The 19214-nt window shown below is 45.9% G+C and carries 16 protein-coding genes; 15 read left to right on the plus strand and 1 reads right to left on the minus strand.

What is annotated here, in order from left to right; translation table 11 throughout:
• Positions 1 to 237: 237 nt before the first annotated feature.
• Complete coding sequence (locus AZ66_RS15870; protein WP_044355708.1) at positions 238 to 684, plus strand: FixH family protein; 447 nt, start codon at positions 238 to 240, stop codon at positions 682 to 684.
• A gap of 137 nt (positions 685 to 821) precedes the next feature.
• On the opposite strand, the gene AZ66_RS15875 is transcribed toward AZ66_RS15870, so the two are convergent.
• Positions 822 to 1364 (minus strand): 1,2-dihydroxy-3-keto-5-methylthiopentene dioxygenase, encoded by a 543-nt coding sequence (locus AZ66_RS15875; RefSeq protein ID WP_044355709.1) that lies wholly within the window; start codon positions 1362 to 1364, stop codon positions 822 to 824.
• 165 nt (positions 1365 to 1529) lie between these two features.
• On the opposite strand from AZ66_RS15875, the gene metH reads away from it, so the two are divergent.
• The 14 genes from metH to AZ66_RS15945 all read left to right on the plus strand — a co-directional run bounded on the left by metH (position 1530) and on the right by AZ66_RS15945 (position 19190).
• The gene (metH, locus tag AZ66_RS15880) at positions 1530 to 4967 is read left to right on the plus strand and encodes a methionine synthase (RefSeq protein ID WP_044355710.1); all 3438 of its coding nucleotides are present in this window, start codon (positions 1530 to 1532) and stop codon (positions 4965 to 4967) included.
• Between the two features lie 253 nt (positions 4968 to 5220).
• Positions 5221 to 6138: a ribonuclease Z gene (gene rnz / locus AZ66_RS15885; RefSeq protein WP_044355711.1), complete on the plus strand. Its 918-nt coding sequence runs from the start codon at positions 5221 to 5223 to the stop codon at positions 6136 to 6138.
• Positions 6139 to 6258: 120 nt separating this feature from the next.
• Complete coding sequence (locus tag AZ66_RS15890; RefSeq protein ID WP_044355712.1) at positions 6259 to 7254, plus strand: metal-dependent hydrolase; 996 nt, start codon at positions 6259 to 6261, stop codon at positions 7252 to 7254.
• Between the two features lie 466 nt (positions 7255 to 7720).
• Positions 7721 to 8815: a Gfo/Idh/MocA family protein gene (locus AZ66_RS15895; protein WP_044355713.1), complete on the plus strand. Its 1095-nt coding sequence runs from the start codon at positions 7721 to 7723 to the stop codon at positions 8813 to 8815.
• Positions 8816 to 9285: 470 nt separating this feature from the next.
• Positions 9286 to 10119: an HAD-IIA family hydrolase gene (locus tag AZ66_RS15900; RefSeq protein ID WP_044355714.1), complete on the plus strand. Its 834-nt coding sequence runs from the start codon at positions 9286 to 9288 to the stop codon at positions 10117 to 10119.
• Between the two features lie 84 nt (positions 10120 to 10203).
• Entirely contained in the window at positions 10204 to 11097 is an 894-nt protein-coding gene (locus AZ66_RS15905) for a DNA-formamidopyrimidine glycosylase family protein (protein ID WP_044355715.1), read from the plus strand.
• A complete protein-coding gene (locus tag AZ66_RS15910; protein WP_044355716.1) occupies positions 11078 to 11989 on the plus strand; it encodes a deoxyribonuclease IV in 912 nt (303 codons plus the stop codon). The genes AZ66_RS15905 and AZ66_RS15910 overlap by 20 nt, the downstream gene beginning before the upstream one ends.
• Positions 11990 to 12064: 75 nt before the next feature.
• On the plus strand, positions 12065 to 12406 hold the full coding sequence (locus tag AZ66_RS15915) for a cyclic-phosphate processing receiver domain-containing protein (RefSeq protein WP_044355717.1): 342 nt from the start codon (positions 12065 to 12067) through the stop codon (positions 12404 to 12406).
• A gap of 666 nt (positions 12407 to 13072) precedes the next feature.
• On the plus strand, positions 13073 to 14143 hold the full coding sequence (locus AZ66_RS15920; RefSeq protein WP_044355718.1) for an SAM-dependent methyltransferase: 1071 nt from the start codon (positions 13073 to 13075) through the stop codon (positions 14141 to 14143).
• 187 nt (positions 14144 to 14330) lie between these two features.
• Positions 14331 to 15863, plus strand: coding sequence for a serine/threonine protein kinase (locus AZ66_RS15925; protein WP_044355719.1), 1533 nt, complete (start codon positions 14331 to 14333; stop codon positions 15861 to 15863).
• The gene (locus tag AZ66_RS15930) at positions 15860 to 17116 is read left to right on the plus strand and encodes an SAF domain-containing protein (protein WP_044355721.1); all 1257 of its coding nucleotides are present in this window, start codon (positions 15860 to 15862) and stop codon (positions 17114 to 17116) included. Before AZ66_RS15925 ends, AZ66_RS15930 begins: the two co-directional genes overlap by 4 nt.
• 60 nt (positions 17117 to 17176) lie before the next feature.
• Positions 17177 to 17914, plus strand: a complete 738-nt coding sequence (locus tag AZ66_RS15935) for a hypothetical protein (RefSeq protein WP_044355722.1) — start codon at positions 17177 to 17179, stop codon at positions 17912 to 17914.
• Entirely contained in the window at positions 17901 to 18725 is an 825-nt protein-coding gene (locus AZ66_RS15940) for a hypothetical protein (RefSeq protein ID WP_044355723.1), read from the plus strand. The genes AZ66_RS15935 and AZ66_RS15940 overlap by 14 nt, the downstream gene beginning before the upstream one ends.
• Before the next feature lie 3 nt (positions 18726 to 18728).
• Entirely contained in the window at positions 18729 to 19190 is a 462-nt protein-coding gene (locus tag AZ66_RS15945) for a hypothetical protein (protein ID WP_044355724.1), read from the plus strand.
• Positions 19191 to 19214 lie beyond the last annotated feature (24 nt).

Raw genomic sequence — 19214 nt, forward strand, 5'->3', positions numbered from 1 at the left:
CTGTGGGAGCACAGGCCTCTTTGATTTACGTTAATCTTCGCGAGGTGTTGGGAAGATTAGTGTGAGTGACTTGATTTGATTACCCTCCGCATAAAACTATAAGGGTAAATGTGACAAATGTCATAGGATCGTCACATAATGATGCTCATTATAGCCCAATGGAGTCATGAGGAATTGGAGAATGCTGTCTATAATGTGATACGATAAACTTAGGATACAGTTGAGGAGTGAACGATTATGTTCAACAATAAGAGTAAATTAATCGTACTAACCATGGCAATAGGAGCAATGCTATTAGCTGGTTGTGGAAATAGCTCGTCAGCAAGTGCCGGTCATGAAGGACATGCAGGTCACAGCTCTAATGATAAACAGGACAGCAAGAATGAGATGATAGCAATGATTAAGGTTAATTTGCAAGTGCCGGAAGCAGTCAAAATCAATGAAGCTGTCACCATCTCTGCACAGGTCACGCAAGAAGAAAAAGCGGTAGATGATGCTGATAAGGTAGAATTCGAATTGTGGCTGGATGGGGCAGAGCACGAGAAGATTGAAGGTAAGCTTTCTAAGGATGGCACGTATCAGATTGAGAAAACGTTTGATAAGGCGGGTACCTACACGGTCATTTCTCATGTGACTGCTCGTGACATGCACTCGATGCCGAAGAAGCAATTTACAGTAAAATAAGAATCTGAATACATAACAAGAATTTATGCGAAGAAGGGGCAGCCTAAGAAGATCCAAATCAGGATCTTCTTAGGCTGCCCCTCTTAATATCAGTAAAGGGAGGTATTTTATCGATTATGATTCCGATGATTCAGGAATTACGCCTGTTGGAATGTAGAATCCGAATACGGATGCGCGATCCATCCTTCTGTTTCAATGAAGAGTCGAACTGCAACAATTTGACGATTATCCATCAGAGTGAAGTAGTGCGGCTTTTCTTCAGGGACAGAAATTACATCCCCAGCTTCCAATTCAACATCCATATAACCGACGTCGTCGCTTCCCTTAATTATGAAAATACCATTTCCGGCTGTAATGGCTCTTACTTCGTCTTCTGTGTGCGTGTGCACCTGTTCAAATTTCTTAAGCAGTTCTTCGATATTGGGAGTAGCGTCGGATAAAGAGATCAAATCCCACGTACGATAGCCCCGTCTTTCAGCCAAATCACGGATTTCTCCTTCATACGTATCTAAAATGGCTTGCTTCTCTTCGTCGGATAGTACGTACTTATCACGCAAAGATGGGGCAAGTTTGTTCGGATCCCAGTGTTCATACAGCACTCCTTGCGCCGACAGGAAAGAACGAACATTTTCCTCGCCAATTATGATTTCGTTCGTGTTTCGGATACGTACCTGTGCCATTTGCAAAATCCCCCGTTTCCCAATGCGATTTATTTATTTAATTATAGTACAGAGGAAATGTTTGGGCAAGAAACATTTTACTATGACTCATTCATGAGTCTTTTCTAATCGGATCACATCTGCTAAACTAGGGTTTAACGTTTAAGATAGAGGGTGGGCAGAGCGATGAAAACAAGAACGATACAGGAACAACTACAAGAACGCATTCTCATTTTAGACGGTGCAATGGGCACGATGATCCAACAAGCCGATTTAACGCCACAGGACTTCGGAGGCGAACAATTGGATGGATGCAATGAGATGTTAGTCCTTACACGTCCAGATGTCATTTCTAGAATACACGAACAATATTTAGAAGCAGGCGCAGACATATTAGAGACGAATACGTTCGGGGCTACCAGTATCGTGCTTGCCGATTATGATATTGCTGATCAAGCACGTGAGCTGAACGTTGCCGCGGCGAAGCTTGCTGTCGAGGCAGCTGCAAAATACAGTACACCAGAATGGCCGCGTTTCGTTGCCGGTGCTATGGGGCCGACGACGAAGACTTTATCGGTTACCGGCGGGGTGACATTTGATGAGTTAATTGACAGCTATTATGAACAGGCAGTCGCGCTTATTGAAACAGGCGTTCATGCGCTCCTATTGGAGACTTCACAGGATACGTTGAACGTTAAGGCGGGTTCGATCGCGATTCAACGGGCATTCGAGTCTACGGGCATCACGCTGCCGCTCATGATATCGGGGACGATCGAGCCGATGGGGACAACGCTTGCTGGTCAAAATATTGAATCATTCTACATCTCCCTAGAGCATTTGAAACCAATTTCGATCGGATTAAACTGTGCGACTGGGCCGGAATTCATGCGCGATCACTTGCGTACCCTTGCCTCCATTGCAAACTCTGCGATCAGTTGCTATCCAAATGCAGGGCTTCCCGATGAGAATGGTCACTATCATGAATCTCCAGAATCGCTTGCCCGCAAAATCGCAACCTTTGCTGAGCAGGGCTGGTTGAATATTGCAGGGGGATGCTGTGGAACAACGCCTGAACATATTCGTGTACTAAGAGAGACATTGCTCGAATATGCTCCGCGTACTGAATTCGGCGAACATCCTCCGGCTGTATCCGGGATTGAGACGGTATATGTGGAAGATGAGAGCCGCCCTTATATGGTAGGGGAACGTACGAATGTTCTCGGCTCGCGCAAATTCAAGCGATTGATCGCAGAAGGCAAAATCGAAGAAGCCGCTGAAGTCGCACGTGCACAGGTGAAAAATGGAGCACATGTCATCGATGTGTGCGTTCAGGATCCGGATCGCGACGAAGCTCTTGATATGAAGGAATTTCTGCAGGAAGTTGTAAAGAAGGTTAAGGCACCGCTCGTCATCGATACGACAGATGCCAAGGTATTGGAACTGGCGTTGAAGTATTCACAAGGGAAAGCGATTATTAACTCTGTTAACTTAGAGGACGGTCTAGAGAAATTCGACCACGTCGTACCGCTTGTTCATCGTTATGGTGCAACCTTGGTTGTAGGTACGATTGATGAACGTGGTCAAGCGATTACGCGCGAAGATAAACTTGAGGTGGCGAAGCGATCCTTCGACATCCTTGTAAATGATTATGGTATACAGCCTGAAAACATTATATTCGACCCACTCGTGTTTCCAGTTGGAACGGGCGATGAACAATATATTGGTTCGGCAAAAGAAACAGTGGAAGGGATTCGCCTCATTAAGGAGACCATTCCAAAGGTTCAAACGATACTAGGAATCAGTAATATCTCGTTCGGTTTGCCTGAGGCTGGGCGTGAAGTATTGAATTCCGTCTTTCTATATGAATGTACGAAGGCTGGATTGGATTACGCGATCGTCAATACGGAAAAGTTGGAACGCTATGCATCCATCCCAGAACATGAACGCAAGCTTGCGGAAGATTTATTGTACGACACAAACGATGATACACTGGCCGCATTCGTAGCTGCATTCCGTAACCGTAAAGTCGAGAAAAAAGAAAAGACCAGCAACCTGCCGCTTGAAGAGCGGTTAGCTTCATATGTAGTAGAAGGCACGAAGGAAGGTCTTGTTCCTGACTTAACGGAGGCGCTTCAGAAGTACTCGCCGCTTGAGGTCATTAATGGTCCGTTAATGGAAGGGATGGGAGAGGTCGGAAGACTGTTCAACAACAATGAGCTCATCGTTGCGGAAGTGCTTCAAAGTGCAGAAGTCATGAAGGCTTCGGTAAGCTTCTTGGAACCCCATATGGAGAAGAACGAGTCTGCTGTTAAAGGGAAAATTCTACTCGCAACGGTCAAGGGCGATGTGCATGATATCGGCAAAAATCTTGTTGAAATCATCTTATCGAATAATGGGTATGAAATCGTCAACCTTGGTATCAAGGTTCCGCCAGATCAATTGATCGAAGCCTATCGCAAGGAGAAGCCAGATGCAATCGGTCTGTCGGGCTTGCTTGTGAAGTCTGCACAGCAGATGGTCATAACCGCACAGGACTTGCGAACAGCTGGAATCGATGTGCCGATTCTTGTTGGCGGAGCGGCGTTAACACGAAAATTTACCAAAAATCGGATTAGTCCCGAATATGATGGATTAGTGTTATATGCGAAGGATGCCATGGACGGTCTTGATCTTGCTAATAAAATTATGAATTCTTCAGAACGCCAGAATCTAGTGGAAGAGCTTCGCGCTCATAAGGAGCGTCTAGCTCGTGAAGCGGAAAATCAATCGAAATTGCCAGAGCTTACACGAGCGGTACGCTCGGACATAAGAGAAGCACAGGTATACATTCCGCCGGATTTGGAACGTCACGTTCTTCGAGATATTCCAATTCCTCAAGTCATCCCTTATTTGAACTTCCAGATGCTGCTTGGCCATCATTTAGGATTGAAGGGATCTGTGGAACAGCTTCTGAAGAATCGGGATCCTAAGACTGTTGATTTGAAGGAAACCGTTGATCAGATTTTAGTGGAAGAATCACAAGCAGGTGTGCTAAAAGCGAACGCGATGTATCGTTTCTTCCCGGCTCAATCGGAAGGGGATTCCATTCATATATACAATCCGGACAACGTTCAGGAAGTACTGCATACCTTTACCTTCCCGCGTCAGCAGGTTGATCCTTACTTGTGTCTTGCAGACTTCCTCCGTACGAAAGAAAGCGGAGTAATGGATTATGTAGGCTTCTTGGTTGTAACTGCTGGGGACGATGTTCGCGGCAAGGCCGATCAATGGAAGGAGAAGGGTGAATACTTACGTTCTCATGCACTGCAATCGGTAGCGTTGGAGCTTGCAGAAGGACTGGCAGAACGAATTCACCATATGATGCGCGAAGTATGGGGCTATCCTGATCCAGAAACGATGACGATGAAGGAGAGATTTGGAGCTAGATACCAAGGCATTCGAGTCTCATTTGGCTATCCGGCTTGTCCAAATCTTGAGGATCAAGAACCATTATTCAAGCTCATGCAGCCTGAGGATATTGGGATCCACTTAACAGAAGGGTTTATGATGGAGCCAGAGGCGTCCGTATCAGCGATGGTCTTCGCTCATCCACAAGCGCAATACTTTAACGTCGATAAAGCATAAATAGGGAATAATTCTAATTCTACTTCGATAATCATCGGAAATAGTAAGTTGTCTATGTATCACCCTCTTTTCAACAGATACCAATGAGCTCCGTAATGCCGGAAGGCGTGCGGAGCTTATTATATCTTCGATGAGTGAGGTATACTATTCACGTTAATCATTTATATAACAAATAGTTAACTAGGATTAAAATATGCATATCACCAATCTTAGATGGATTGATTACATCAGAAGTAGGAGGTATTACACGAGTATGGATATATACTTCTTGGGAACAGGAGCTGGAATGCCGACAACTAGGCGCAATGTAAGTGGTATGGCGCTGCGTCTGTATGAGGAACGCGGATCCTTCTGGATGTTCGACTGCGGAGAGGGAACCCAGCATCAAGTGCTGCAATCTCCATTAAAGCTAGGCAAGTGTGAATTTATTTTTATCACCCATTTGCACGGGGATCACATTTTCGGTTTACCGGGACTATTGTCCAGTCGTGCCTATCAAGGTGGAGTTTCTCCTCTCACCGTATTTGGCCCAGTTGGACTGCAACGATTTATACATACTGTGTTCGAATTAAGTGAAACATATCTGCCTTACGAGCTTCATATTCAGGAGGTGGAGTCTGGAGTTATCTGGGAAGATGAACAGTTTGCGGTTACGGCACTGCCTCTTGAACACCGTGTTCTTTCCTTAGGTTATCGGGTGCAGCAGAAGGAGAAGCCAGGCAGGCTTGATTTGAATCTGTTAAAGGAAAAGAATCTGCCGCCTGGGCCGTTATATGGACAATTGAAACGAGGGCAAGATATTGTGCTGCCGTCTGGTGAGTTGGTAGAAGCGTCTTCTGTTCTTGGAAGCCCAATTCCCGGTAAGTCAGTGACGATACTCGGCGACACTCGCCCATGTGAGAATGCAATCAAGTTGGCTCAAGGTGTTGATCTGCTTGTGCATGAGGCGACCTTCATGGACGATAAACGTGAAAATGCAAATGAGTTTGGCCACAGTACGGCTCGGCAAGCTGCACAAATAGCAGTATCAGCAGGCGTTAAGAAGCTTGCGTTAACCCATTTTAGTTCACGATACAATGATGAACGGATGGAGGAACTGCTGCAGGAGGCGTGCGGCTTATTTTCTAATACCGTTCTTGCTGATGAACATACGATCGTTACAACATCTTAATATCAACACAATGCACCGTTAATGGTTCCTCGATACGCTATCCATAACTGGGTTAGTTGGATATGCAATTGCCTAGGCAATTGCATGTTCAGCAACCGTGATGCTAAGGAGGAGTTATGGATGGATACTGCGAGTCATTTGCTGCTTGGGACTTCATTGGCTGGAACTGCTTGTATGCACCCTCAGGTTGCGGAGCAGCCGGGATTGTTCTCTGCAATCTTGACCGCCACACTCATTGCTTCACATGCCCCTGACTTTGATGCAATTACACGAGTTCGCAGCTATGCAGCCTATTTGCGCCACCATCGAGGCATTACTCATGCGATTCCAGCATGGTTCGTATGGCCAATTGTCATTGGTCTGCCGATCTCATGGTTATTTCAAGTGGGGGACGAGTGGCCGCTCGTTCTGCTGTATACTTGGCTTGCAGTAATGGTGCACATTGGCTTGGACTGGCTGAATGCATATGGAGTTCAAGCTGGAAGCCCCTTTTCAACCAGATGGCTTCATGCTGATGTATTATGTTTGTTTGATCCTTTCCTATTTGTCGTTCACCTAATAGGGGTGATTAGCTGGGTATGGCTGTCGTTAGCAGATGCTGCATGGATATTTATCGGGGGATATGCGGTGACTCTGTTGTATATCTTGTGGCGTTGGAAGGTTCACCAGCGTCTCCTGCATCGATTGAAGGAGCAATTTCCAGATGGCATTCATCATCAGCTTGTTCCAGAGGTCACTTGGCTTAGTTGGCAGTACGTTGTTGAGTACGAACAGCATTATGAGACAGGGTGGATACGGCATTGCAATCCGTTGCGGTTATCTTCAGCAGTAACTTTTGAGAAACACAGTGTATACAATAAAATGTTCATAGACGACCAAGTTATGGAGCCAGCTCTAACAACAGATGGAGTACGGGCTTTTCTTGGATTTGCTGAACGAGTGATCGTTCGAACACAACGCTGGAGCGATGGCTACAAAATCATATGGAATGATGTTCGTTTCTGGCATCGAGGAGGGCTACCGTTCGGTGTTGAGGTAGAGCTTGATAAGCAGCTTCGAGTAGTTAGAACGAAAGTCGGTTGGAGTAAAAAGGGCTGGGAGCCTCCTTATGTATAACAGAAATGTACTACTTAAATAGTTGCAAAAATCTAACTGACGAATCTAGAGTGAATCCACATTAGGCATTACTGGCTCATCTAGAAGAAACGGAGCAATCCGTTTTTTCTTTTTCTTCAAGGTTGTATTACAAGTCGTTGGCGATTGACTTGAGATCTAATAGTCAAAAACGAGCGGAAGGGGAAAAGTAGGGTAATAGAAAGGCAATTGTACATAAAAAGTTTCCCGGGAAAGCGCAGAACCTGACAAATAGCTCAGCTTGCGGCTGGTTTGCATCACGTACTGCCTGCAATCGACAGTCTCTGACATCACTCTACGTCAAAGCGACGCCTTGTTGAGCCGTATATATGCCCTTGCCAGCCTTGAAATGGTTATTTACAATGTAGAAATAAGATATTTCATTTCCCAAGGCACTTCTATTCGAAACATCTTAGTCGTTGCTGAAAACAAGGAAGGTGGATCTGCTATGAATACACTTGGATTTACGATCGTAGGCTTCGGCAATATCGCTAAGACACATATGATTGCACTGCGTACGATGCCGATCATCAAGCAGCTTCCCGTTACACCAGTATTAAATACACTCGTTACTCGTCGACCTGAACAGACGTTGGATCAGGCACGCCAAATTGGGTTTGCACATGTTTCTTCCTCCTTGGAAGAAGCATTGCAATACGATGGAGCGGAAGCAATTAGCATTTGTACGCCGAATGCGCTCCATGCTGAGCAAGTCCGCATAGCGGTTCAATATAATCAAGCCATCTATTGCGAGAAGCCAGTAACAGAAAGTGCTGCTTCTACGGCGGAATTGCTGAAGGATGTCCCCTCAACACTGATACAGCAGCTTGCATTTGTCTATCGTTATCATCCGGCAGTCATGCGGATCAAGGCATGGCTGGAAGAAGGGATTATCGGCGATGTGCTACAGTGCAGACTGGCATATTTGCGTTCAGGATATTTAAGCGATGCCAGGCCTTACAGTTGGCGGGTAGACAACTCGTTATCTGGAGGAGGAGCCATTACGGATATCGGTGTTCATGCTCTTGATTTACTCCGCCATTGGTTTGGTGAAATGAAGAGTGTGGATGGCAATACCGAAACATTTATTAAGAGCCGCAGAGCAGGAAACGGAACGGACGAACGTTTGGCAGTTCATGTAGATGATTGGGCACTTATGAATTATGTAACAGAGCAAGGCATTCGAGGGATCGTGGAAGTATCCCGTATTGCATTAGGTGAGGATGCATTCCGTGTGCACATTGTCGGAACGAAGGGCAGTATCACTTGCGATTTGGAAACCGATAAGAAACCGCAGCTGCATCTAGTAAGCGGTCGTCATGAGGCGACACCAGAACCAGAATCACTTGCACTGCTTCCTGATGAGAAGGCAACACTCGGCATATTCCAGGACAGTCATTTCGCTGCGCTGCATCACTTTATTTTGCGCCACTGCGGGGATGAACGTTGGGATAGCTTGGCTCCAACACTTGAAGATGGGCTTCTCGTAGAACGCTTGGTAGATCAAGTGATTCACGCCTCACAAGCACGGAATCAGCGGTAAACGTTCAGAAGCACAAAGAATGTAGGCGCAAGATAATCAATCCCAACACGCCAAGCATGGCTCCCGCTCCTGTACATGGGAATAGCGGGAGTTGTTCTATTTCATCGCGTCTGTTCTATGTTATCGGAACACAATAGCGGCGGAAGTTCTCTACAATTAATAAGTAGCGAATAGGAATCGCCCGTGGATTTGACAAGGGGCTCTGTCCTTTTGGCCTGGAATTGCGTATACTAACATTGGTCAACTGTATGGGTTATGATGCTATGGATATCAGGCAGCAATCTGTGGGGGGACTCCAGACAGGTTTTGATTTTGAATCCAATATGTGCTGGGGGATCTTCGGATTCTGTATTCGATGATTTGATGAGTACTTCCCATTAGATGGTGGAGCGATTGTACCTGCAGGCAGGTTGCTATTTTCCACAGCATGCTGCAGGCATTTGTTAGGCAAGGAAGGAACGTGTTTAGAAATGATGACAGAAAAATCGCGCAACAGCATATATGCGCTTATCGATTTAGATGGAACCATGTATCATGGGACTTCTCCGATTGAAGGAGCGGACAAGCTAATAGAGGAGCTTGGCCAACTTAGAGTTCCTTATCTGTTTGTTACGAACAATTCTACGCGCACGCCAGAAGAAGTGGCAAATCACTTGCAGCATTTTGGTATTTCTGCGGGTGCTCAAGATGTTCTCACCTCTGCTCAAGCGGCTGCATCGTATATTCAGAAGAGATTTTCGGATAAAATGGTATTCATGATAGGAGAGCTTGGCTTGCAGCAGGCGCTGGAGGATACCGGAATATCGTGGACGGATCAAGTAGATGATGTGTGGAACTCTGAAATTGGAGTTGTCGTTCAGGGCTTGGATCGAAGCTTGACGTACACCAAGTTGGAGGCAGCTGCTTGTGCGCTTCGTAGGGGAGCTGTATCCATCTTGACTAATCCAGATGTTATGCTGCCATCAGATCGTGGATTTTCCCCTGGTGCGGGTACAATAGGTGCCGCTCTCCAATCCGCTTCTGGTGTGGAACCTATTATTATCGGGAAACCAAGTGAAATTATTATGGATGAAGCAATGAATCGGCTTGGGTGTACGGCACAGGACGTTATCGTTATTGGAGACAATATGATGACTGATATTCTTGCCGGAGTGAATGCAGGATGCCGCACAGCACTTACCTATACCGGAGTAACGACGCCTGACAATTATGATTCATTTTGTGCTCGTGCCGGTGTGGAGCCAAACATGGTATTTCATAACATGGAGCAAGTACGTGAATGGTTCATTAAGGAAATGCTATAATGTATATCTTAGAATGTGAATGATTTAATTAATAACATAAAATACATGGCGATCATGAATGTGAATTAGGAAGGAAGATGCAAGGTGCCGGAAATTCCTGAAACGGAACGATATCGCAAACAGCTGGATCAGTTGATAACTGGAGAGCGCATTCGCAGCCTTCATGTACAGCGTGAATCTTGGTTGAATACGGATCTCCATAGCTTGACAAATGGTTTGGTTGGGAGACAAATTCTGTATATTGAACGTAAAGGGACAGATCTAATATTGCATCTTGATGATGGCCGTAGACTTGTTCTTCGTGTAGGAACCGGTAGTCGTATGGAAGCAGTTTCTACCCTTCAAACAGTTGCTCAAGGAGCAGCCGGACATATGGAACCAGATGAAGAACAACGACATGATGTCTCCCATGCACAATTCGCAATTACTACCGATCATGCACAGATGTACATTTACGGTGCACGAAGCTGCCAGATTATGTGGTTAACAGCGAAGCAGGTGGAGGAAATGCATCTCGAGATGGGGCCAGATCCATTATCCCGCTATTTGACAGCAGAGCGGTTCGCTCAGCGGTTCGCTAAGCGTCGTACGACTTTGAAGTCCGCATTGACCAATCCGAACATTATCGCTGGGATAGGAAGTCAGTTGGCGGATGATATCGCATTTGCTGCTGGACTGCTCCCAACTGTACGTACGGAGAAACTTGAATCCGAACATTGGAATCGTGTGTTTTACGCGATGCTTGATGTGTTGCATATTGAAATTGAGCAAGATGGTTTAGTGGATACGCAGATATCTGCACAGCAGCACCAGCCCGAAACAGGGGAAACAACGGGCATAACCATTCATGGCAAGACAGGAGAACCTTGTCCGAAATGCGGCACAGCGATTGAAGTCGCGATGATTCAACGTCGTCCTGCGAACTTCTGTCCACATTGCCAGATTGATCCAGCAGAAGATGGCTCCGAACAAGAATGAATCCTGCCATGCTGCGCGCGCATTTGGTTGTCATTTGCCTTTACGGGGAGGGTATGCGCACGCAGCGCGATTGGCAGTTCAACTGCAGCAGGAAGCAGGAGTTCGAAGTTATCAGTTTTTTAGCAAAAATCCGCGAGGCTTATCGGTCAAAAGTGGATATGAGGCCGATGCTCAGACTGCGCGAGAAATCTGTTTACAGCATGGCATCCAGTCCATTGCTCATACGCCATATCCAACAAATTTAGCTGTGGATGCAAGGCGTTCACCTGAGAAGTTTCAGCTTACGGTTCAGTCACTACTTAACGATCTTATGATTGCAGAGGCTTGTGGAGCGGTAGGGATTGTCGTACATTTTGGTTCGTATAAGGGTATCTCAAGTACACCCGCCACAGATGCGGAGAAGCTGAGTAGCTACGAAAATATTATTGTTACATTGAACACTGTTCTTTCCGTATGGAATGGTCGTGTTAAGCTGCTGATTGAGAATCAGGCCGGGAATCACGGTGGGTTAGGTGCTACGTTGGAAGAATTGGTGAGTATCCGGCAATTCAGTCAATATCCCGATAAGATCGGTTTTTGCTTCGATACCTGCCATGCGTACGCAAGTGGCTTGTGGAACCCCTCTGCGACGAGTGAACTTCTCATGGCGGGGAACCGGCATGACTTTTGGAAACATGTGCATGCCGTTCATTTGAATGATTCTCGCGAGCCTTATCGTTCCAAGCAAGATCGCCATGCAAATTTGGGGCAAGGGTATATTGGAATTGACGGATTTACGGAGCTCCTCAGAGCAAAGGAATTACAGCGAAGTATGTTCGTTCTGGAGACGCCGGGCGATGCCTCTGGAGGGCATATGCAGGAGTGGAAGCTTATCCAGGATATTTTGCAGTAGGCCAATCATTGTATGGCAGTTATGCTGCCGCGGCTTGTTATCAATGGGCATCGGATAGGTAAGGAAGTGATAATGATGATACATGTGTACTTGGATGATTACCGTCGCTGTCCAGAAGGCTTCGTGCTTGCTCGCAATGCGGAAGAGTGCCTTCTGCTATTGGAACATGAACAAGTGGGGATTCTTTCCTTGGATCATGATTTGGGTGAAGATGAGCGAACGGGAACGGAACTAGTTCGAGAAATGGTCATACGTGGATTGTATCCGCATACTGCGATTTATTTGCATACGTCGAGTATGATTGGTAGAAAGCGAATGTTCGAGATGCTCTATACGAATAAGCCTGAGCATGTTGAACTGAGTAATGGGCCGATGCCAGAGTCTTTGCTGATGCAGATACGAGGAAATAGGGTATGATTGAAATTTCGGAAATGCAGCTGAAGGCAGCACAGGTGCAATCACAGAGCTTGTCTGCTGTAGAGCTGTTTTTTTAGGCAATGGGATGCAGTATTCATACATAGTCCTTTTTGTGGGACTTGCCAGTTAGCATCGCGGATGCTGAACATTGTAGAAGTAACGAATCCGAAGTTGGAAATAGCAGCGGTCAATGTTAGCTCTATCCCTGTATGGGTGAACACATTACGAATAGAAAGTGTCCCTTGTCTGCTTGTATGGGATCATCGAGAAGGCATGGGCTGCGTTGACAAGATATACGCCTTTCATTCTGTATCTCACATTTATGAACGTTTGAATCATAGGAGAGAAGAGGAGACCTCTTCATAAATTTAATCCTAATGTGAGCAAGGAGTAGCTCGTAACTTAATCATTCAGTAGAGAATATTTGAAATGATCCTTATCGGGCTGTTCTTCATGCAAGGATTATGCTGGTCAATGGCCGGTCGCAGAATGATCTAACACACCTGATCGGGTGTCTCATGTTGATTGTCTTAAGCAAGGAAATGTTCCGAATCGTATAGTTTCGGCTGATAATGAATGACGTAAATAGATTACAATTGGTTAACATAATGAAATGGAAACAGCTGAAGCAAGTTAAGTTGATTCAGCATTTGGAGGTTGCACTGCTTGGAATTATTACATCCGCTACAATTAGACACAAATTATGAATATGGATCACACTGGATCGTCACGTCCAATCATGGCTATATTGCCTACGCGCAGGAAGAGTGGCGAAGAAGGTTCGGTCAGTTGAAGAGTCGAATGATGGTTTCTGGGGAAATTGCACTAATGGAATTGCCTGTTGATCGCAACGAGGTATTCCAAGCGATGGAGTCTGAGCCGACCATGTTCATTCGCTATTTGCAACCGGTTGACATTGCATTCGATATTCAGGCATTGCAGACTGACACAGTTCAATCATTTGACAGCTTGCTTACTCATTTGATCCGTAATTCAGAAGGTTCTTTAGAGGGCATGCGACTAGGCGTTCATGTTCGCACAAGCGCTGCGGGTGATTCACTCGACAAGGAACTTCGAGATGCGCTGCGTGCTGCTGTTGAGCGTACAGGAGCGTCTGTCGCGATCCAGGATCCCGAGCGAATTGTATCTTTATTTATTCATGATGGCGTTGGATATGCAGGCCTCATGACAACAGCTGAAGCAGGTTCAGATTGGCCAGGAGGTACGGTACGCTTCCGTAGGGAAGAGGGGCAGGTATCTCGAGCAAAGTTCAAACTTCTTGAGGCGGAACGGACTTTCGGTTTGGACTTTACGGCTTATCGGAATGCCCTTGACATTGGGGCTGCGCCAGGAGGTTGGACAAGTCTCCTTCTGGAGCGAGGCGTACACGTTACTGCAGTCGATCCTGCTGCAATGCATCCGAGCTTGATTGATCATCCGAACTTGACTTATTATAAGAGCAATGCAGGGGACGTGGCTTTGGAACCTGGAGAATTCGATTTGCTCGTATGCGACATGAGCTGGAGCCCTAAAGTTACAGCACAGCTTGTTATTGGCTTATTGGATTCGGTTATGCAAGGCGGTACTGTCATTGTGACTGTAAAGCTGATGCACAAAAAACCATTGCAGACGATACGGGAAGTGAAGGAAATGTTCCTTGAGCATCTTCACATTATTCGTGCGAAACAATTATTCCATAATCGCGATGAAATCACTCTGTACATGATGAAGATGTAGCGTATGCTGCTGTGTACTGGCATTGTCTGTTTGCGAAATTAGCATTCTTTAGAAAAAAGACTAGACATATACTTCCGAATGGAATAAAATAACAACAAGTGAATATGAGCGAAGGGAAGCACCCTGATTGTTCCAAACCGATAGGTTTGCAATCAGGGTGCTTTTTTTGTCGCCTAGGGGGAGAATTGTGGCGCATTCCATAACGGACCATTTGCAGGCTGGACACTTATTGCAAGACAGATATCGAATCGTTCGGTTGCTCGGAACAGGGGGAATGAGCGTTGTATATTTAGCCAATGACGAGCGATTGATCGGCAAGCAGTGGGCGATTAAGGAATCAAGACCAGCGGCACAAGATGTGAGACAGCTTGTTCATGAAGCATCTATTTTAACATCACTTCGACATCCACATCTTCCGCTTATTGTGGATTTCTATCCACCTGATGCCAGCGGCAGAGCATATCTGGTGATGGAGTATATTGAAGGGCACACGGTAGCGGATCGGCTGCGCATGAAACCGCTAAGTTTTGAAGAGACGATGCATATTGTCATTCCGGTCTGTGAAGCGCTTGCCTATTTGCACCGACAGAATCCGCCCGTTGTATTCCGAGATGTAAAGCCATCTAATATTATGCTGGCTAAGGATGGCCAGGTGAAACTCATTGATTTTGGAATCGCTAGGAATGTGAATCCCTTATCTGATCGAGACACGGTTAAGCTTGGTACAGTAGGCTTTGCTGCTCCGGAGCAATATCGGGGACAACAGACCGATGCAAGAACGGATCTATATGGGGTAGGTGCACTCATTAGTCATATGTTGACCGGCGGCATATGGAAGGGAGAACGTCCGCTAACCGCATCTATGCTGGCAGAAGATGTGCCAGAGAGCGTTTTTTCGGTACTGACACGATTACTTGCAAAGCGACCTGAAGAACGCTATCAAACTGCTGATGAACTAATTGAGCATCTACGACGTTACTATTCAGGACATGGACATTATGGAATCCAAGGAGCTAACCATGATGAGGTCAAGATATGGCAAGCATCGAATGCAGGGGTGGTGATTGCTTTTCTCGGTGCTGCTTCAGGACTTGGAACTACGCAATCAGCGCTCATGTGTGCTGCCATGCTTGCGAAGAAGGGGCGGAAGACGCTATATATCGATGCTAATGTTAAGGATCCATCTCTTATTCCATTATTGGCTCAGGAATATGAGAGTGAAGAAGAGTTGTATTTAGCTGAAGGGGAAATGTTCAAATTGTTTGGAGTGGATTGCATGGAATGGAAGTATGGTGTGAATCCAATGCCACCCTTGCTCGGATCCTATGACTATATTGTGTTAGACCTTGGTTGTGATGATCATGGAGAACGAATGGATGAATTCATGAGGGCTCATGTTCCTGTGCTCGTGGGAAGCCTCTCCCCTTGGAGAAAGAGAGATTGTACAACAATCGTTGGGAAATTTGAGCGAAGAGGGTTCCATCGTTGGGTACTAGGCATTCCATATTCGAATCGTTCTTATCCTGGTGGAACAGTGAAAGGGAGAGGAGCAAAGGTCACTTCCTACATTCCGATTCAAGCAGATCCGTTCGCATGTTCGGAAAATACAGCCCTTTGGGTGGAACAATTAGTTGGTCCGATACAACGGGGAGGGCTTATCTATCATTTGCGGCGATGGATGAGTCGGAATAGAACAGAGAGAGGAGAGAGAAGAAGTTGAGAAGATGGACGAGGAAGACTAAGCAGATTATTGCGGCGTCGGTAGGAGGAGCAACGGTAGCTGGGCTGCTTGTAGGTGGGTATCACTATTGGACAATTGGCCTGAATGATGCGGTACATCGTAAGGCAGCAGCGCAATACGAAGATGAGATTGCCAAGCTGCGCAAGCTTGCAAATGCTGAATTGCAAAAACGAACAAGCGTCTGGGTTTTCAAGCAGCCACTTCTTGCAGGCAAACGCATTCGATCCGATGATATTGCCAAGATTGAGATGTCGTCAGACCTAGCACCGAAACAGGCGTTGAATCATCCTGATCAAATTATCGGGAAAAGATTGAAGATTGACACGGTTCCCCGTACACCTGTGATATCTACAATGCTATTTGAAGATGAGAAGATGTCTGATGATTTGCGCTGGGTGGAGACAGCGGTCATTCAGCTTCCATTACGACTGCAAGAGAAGGATATGATTGACGTACGAATCCGCTTCCCGAATGGTCAAGACTATATCATTCTTAGCAAGAAAGAGATTAAAAGCATGCAATATCCGACCATTTGGGCACATATGGACGAACAAGAAAGGCTGCTTTTCTCAAGCGCTTGTGTCGATGCTTTTGTTAACGGTGGGCAAATCTATGCGCTGCGATACATTGAACCTCAAATACAAAATAAAGCGGTGCCAAATTATCCGGCCAATGAACAAGTGCTGAAGTTGATTGAGGCGGATCCGAGTATTGTAAAGAAGGCAGATACAGCATTGAACAGATTGGTTCGAACACGGATGGAGAAGGAATGGGAAAGACAGAGTGTCAACAAGAGTTCAGCAGAAGGTTGGAACAACATGCAGGGGAATCGTACAGACGTAAACTATGTTTCTACGCATGGAGAGGGTTCGGCTGCAACTTCAGGATACTCACCTTTAACCGGCAGAGCAGCGGCTGCTAATCGTAATTCACCATTTGTTGGACAACCTGGTTCTAGTTCCGTGCAGTCCACGGATCTGTCATCTAATGAAAATCAACGGGAGACGGGTGTAGTCCAACAAGATCACGATACTCGCAAACAGCCCAATCCGAAGAATGGAGAGCAAGGCATCGCTAAGAAGGGGGGCACTATTACTCATGATGCCGCGAATCCCCAAGATAAGATACTGACTCGGGACAATCTGAATAAAGAATCGACGGGAGAGGTAAAGAGAGGGGAAGAGGCTAACTCTATTTTCTCAGAAGCGATACCGGGTTCGAAGAAGCAGTAACGAAGAGGATTTTCAACAAAGAGTAGTTTCATAGATGAATATACAGGAGGAGTTAGGAAAATGACGATCGGAATATTCGTGGGCGCTTGCGATAAGAGCGATCATGTAGTGGCGCTAGCGACGTTCCTAACGAGATTAGAAGAGAAAGTGCTTATTGTTGATGCAACATCAACAAGACAGATTGGGACTGAGGCAGGTCTACTCGCGCAATCTCAGCAACCTATAATGCACTGGAATGGTTATGATGTGCTGTCAGGCGCTATATCTTGGGACGATATGATGCAGTTGCTTGAACGGCATGGGAGCAGTTTTGATACTTACGAACATATTATTGTTGACACGGATCGCGCATTGTTTTGTAATGCTGAACAATGGAAGCAGATCGACACCCGCTTGCTTGTGCAAACGATGGAAAGATATTCATTGCAGAAAAACAGAGAATGGCTGCAAGCATTCCAGCAGCAATACGACGGAGATGAGGAGTTTGAGTTCGTGCCCGTGATCCTGCGTTCGCTCATGCCGGATGATGAGTTTGCGTTTATGATCGAATGGTATTATTCCATATTTGAGCACCGGTGGACTCGAGAATGTATCGCTATTGAAGAAGATGATCGTAATTGGACTGCACGCATGTCAGATTATCAGGATGGTCAATTGCAAGCATCCAACTATCCACGTGCTACGAAGCGTGCTTGGCGCATCCTTACAGAGCATTTCACTGGTAAACTGACAGAACGGGCTTGGAAGCAGTGTTTAAGAACACCTAAGAAGGGACGAATGAAACATGTCGCTCTGTAAACATTGGATGATTTCGTCAATCGGAAGAGGTATGGCTGGAGGAACAACAGTTGCTGCGTGTACGGCAATTAGTCTCGCTTGGCACTATCGGATGAAAGTGCTGCTCATACATGTCAAAGGAAGAGGGGAAGGGGTTGAGAAGTTATTTCCTCCCGCTTTTGATGTTACGCGCCAGGCTGGAGCAGGCGGGCGGCTAATAACTCCGAACGGCTGGAGTGCCCTTGCGCGCATGCTTCGACACCATCAAGTTGAGGAAGAATCGATTTCCTCCTATATGATAAGTGTGATGAGTCGATTAGATATTCTCCCAGGTTATGACTCAGAGGAGAGGGAAGATACGCTGCATGAGCATCTTTTACTTCACGTGCAGAAGCTAGTGAGCAAACGATATGATCTAGTGCTGTGGGATATGAATGAGCAGGATATTATCGCTTTGAAACTCATTGGTAAAATGAATATGCACGGTACGATTGCAGTGTTGCCGCAAAACCGATCAGAGATCCATTGCGCAATGGAGAAAGCAGGAAAAAGAGCAGATGCATTCGTGATAGGACAGTATGATGCGGATGTAAAAGTAAATCCAATGAACGTAAAACGAATGTATTCACTCCATCAGCCCTTTTTCACAACGCCGTATGCAGCAGCTTACCGCAATGCAGCAGACGATAGAATGGTGATGGACTGGTATCTGCGACAATCTCAGAGACATGAGCGAGGGAGACGCTGCCCGTTCATCTTAGAGAATATGAAGCTGAGCAAATATATTCTGGAAGAGTCCGGCTATCATCATGGGAGAAAGGCAGGAGGATAGCGGATGTCAATATGGAGTTATATAGGATTCTCAATTTTGAGTGTTTCGGTTCTGCTCCTAGCGATGTTCGTTTCTTGGCGCTTGTTCCGAAATCCTAACAGACACACCTCTTATCGTACGATGGATGAATGGACATGGGACATGCTGGATCAAACAGTGAAGGATACGTTTCTAGCATGGACGAGTGATCTGCCGCTAGATTTGTATCGTAATGAAGAAGATTATTCTCGTGAAATGAAACGGCGTGTTTCTCTTCGCAAAACTCTCCGTACATGCTGCAGTGGGGATGTCGCTGATAAGGAGTACATTAAGGAATGGATTGTGGATATGCTCAAAGATCATATTAAGCTCAGCAAAGGCAATTCCGAACAGTTATTACCAGTAGATCGACCCGAGCTTTTAACTTCACAAGACAAATTTGATCTATTACTGTACGCCTTTAAAAAAGCGGTACAGTTTCGATAGCCTTACGATAGGTTAATCGATAAA

Source organism: Paenibacillus sp. E194, from assembly GCF_000935845.1.
In the GTDB taxonomy this organism is placed as follows: domain Bacteria; phylum Bacillota; class Bacilli; order Paenibacillales; family Paenibacillaceae; genus Paenibacillus_B; species Paenibacillus_B alvei_B.

What these genes read in the sequence shown, in the direction of transcription:
- AZ66_RS15870 (WP_044355708.1), top strand. Translation starts at nt 238, where the DNA reads ATGTTCAACAATAAGAGTAAATTAATCGTACTAACCATGGCAATAGGA.
- AZ66_RS15875 (WP_044355709.1), bottom strand. Translation starts at nt 1,364, where the DNA reads ATGGCACAGGTACGTATCCGAAACACGAACGAAATCATAATTGGCGAG.
- metH (WP_044355710.1), top strand. Translation starts at nt 1,530, where the DNA reads ATGAAAACAAGAACGATACAGGAACAACTACAAGAACGCATTCTCATT.
- rnz (WP_044355711.1), top strand. Translation starts at nt 5,221, where the DNA reads ATGGATATATACTTCTTGGGAACAGGAGCTGGAATGCCGACAACTAGG.
- AZ66_RS15890 (WP_044355712.1), top strand. Translation starts at nt 6,259, where the DNA reads ATGGATACTGCGAGTCATTTGCTGCTTGGGACTTCATTGGCTGGAACT.
- AZ66_RS15895 (WP_044355713.1), top strand. Translation starts at nt 7,721, where the DNA reads ATGAATACACTTGGATTTACGATCGTAGGCTTCGGCAATATCGCTAAG.
- AZ66_RS15900 (WP_044355714.1), top strand. Translation starts at nt 9,286, where the DNA reads ATGATGACAGAAAAATCGCGCAACAGCATATATGCGCTTATCGATTTA.
- AZ66_RS15910 (WP_044355716.1), top strand. Translation starts at nt 11,078, where the DNA reads ATGGCTCCGAACAAGAATGAATCCTGCCATGCTGCGCGCGCATTTGGT.
- AZ66_RS15915 (WP_044355717.1), top strand. Translation starts at nt 12,065, where the DNA reads ATGATACATGTGTACTTGGATGATTACCGTCGCTGTCCAGAAGGCTTC.
- AZ66_RS15935 (WP_044355722.1), top strand. Translation starts at nt 17,177, where the DNA reads ATGACGATCGGAATATTCGTGGGCGCTTGCGATAAGAGCGATCATGTA.
- AZ66_RS15940 (WP_044355723.1), top strand. Translation starts at nt 17,901, where the DNA reads ATGTCGCTCTGTAAACATTGGATGATTTCGTCAATCGGAAGAGGTATG.
- AZ66_RS15945 (WP_044355724.1), top strand. Translation starts at nt 18,729, where the DNA reads ATGTCAATATGGAGTTATATAGGATTCTCAATTTTGAGTGTTTCGGTT.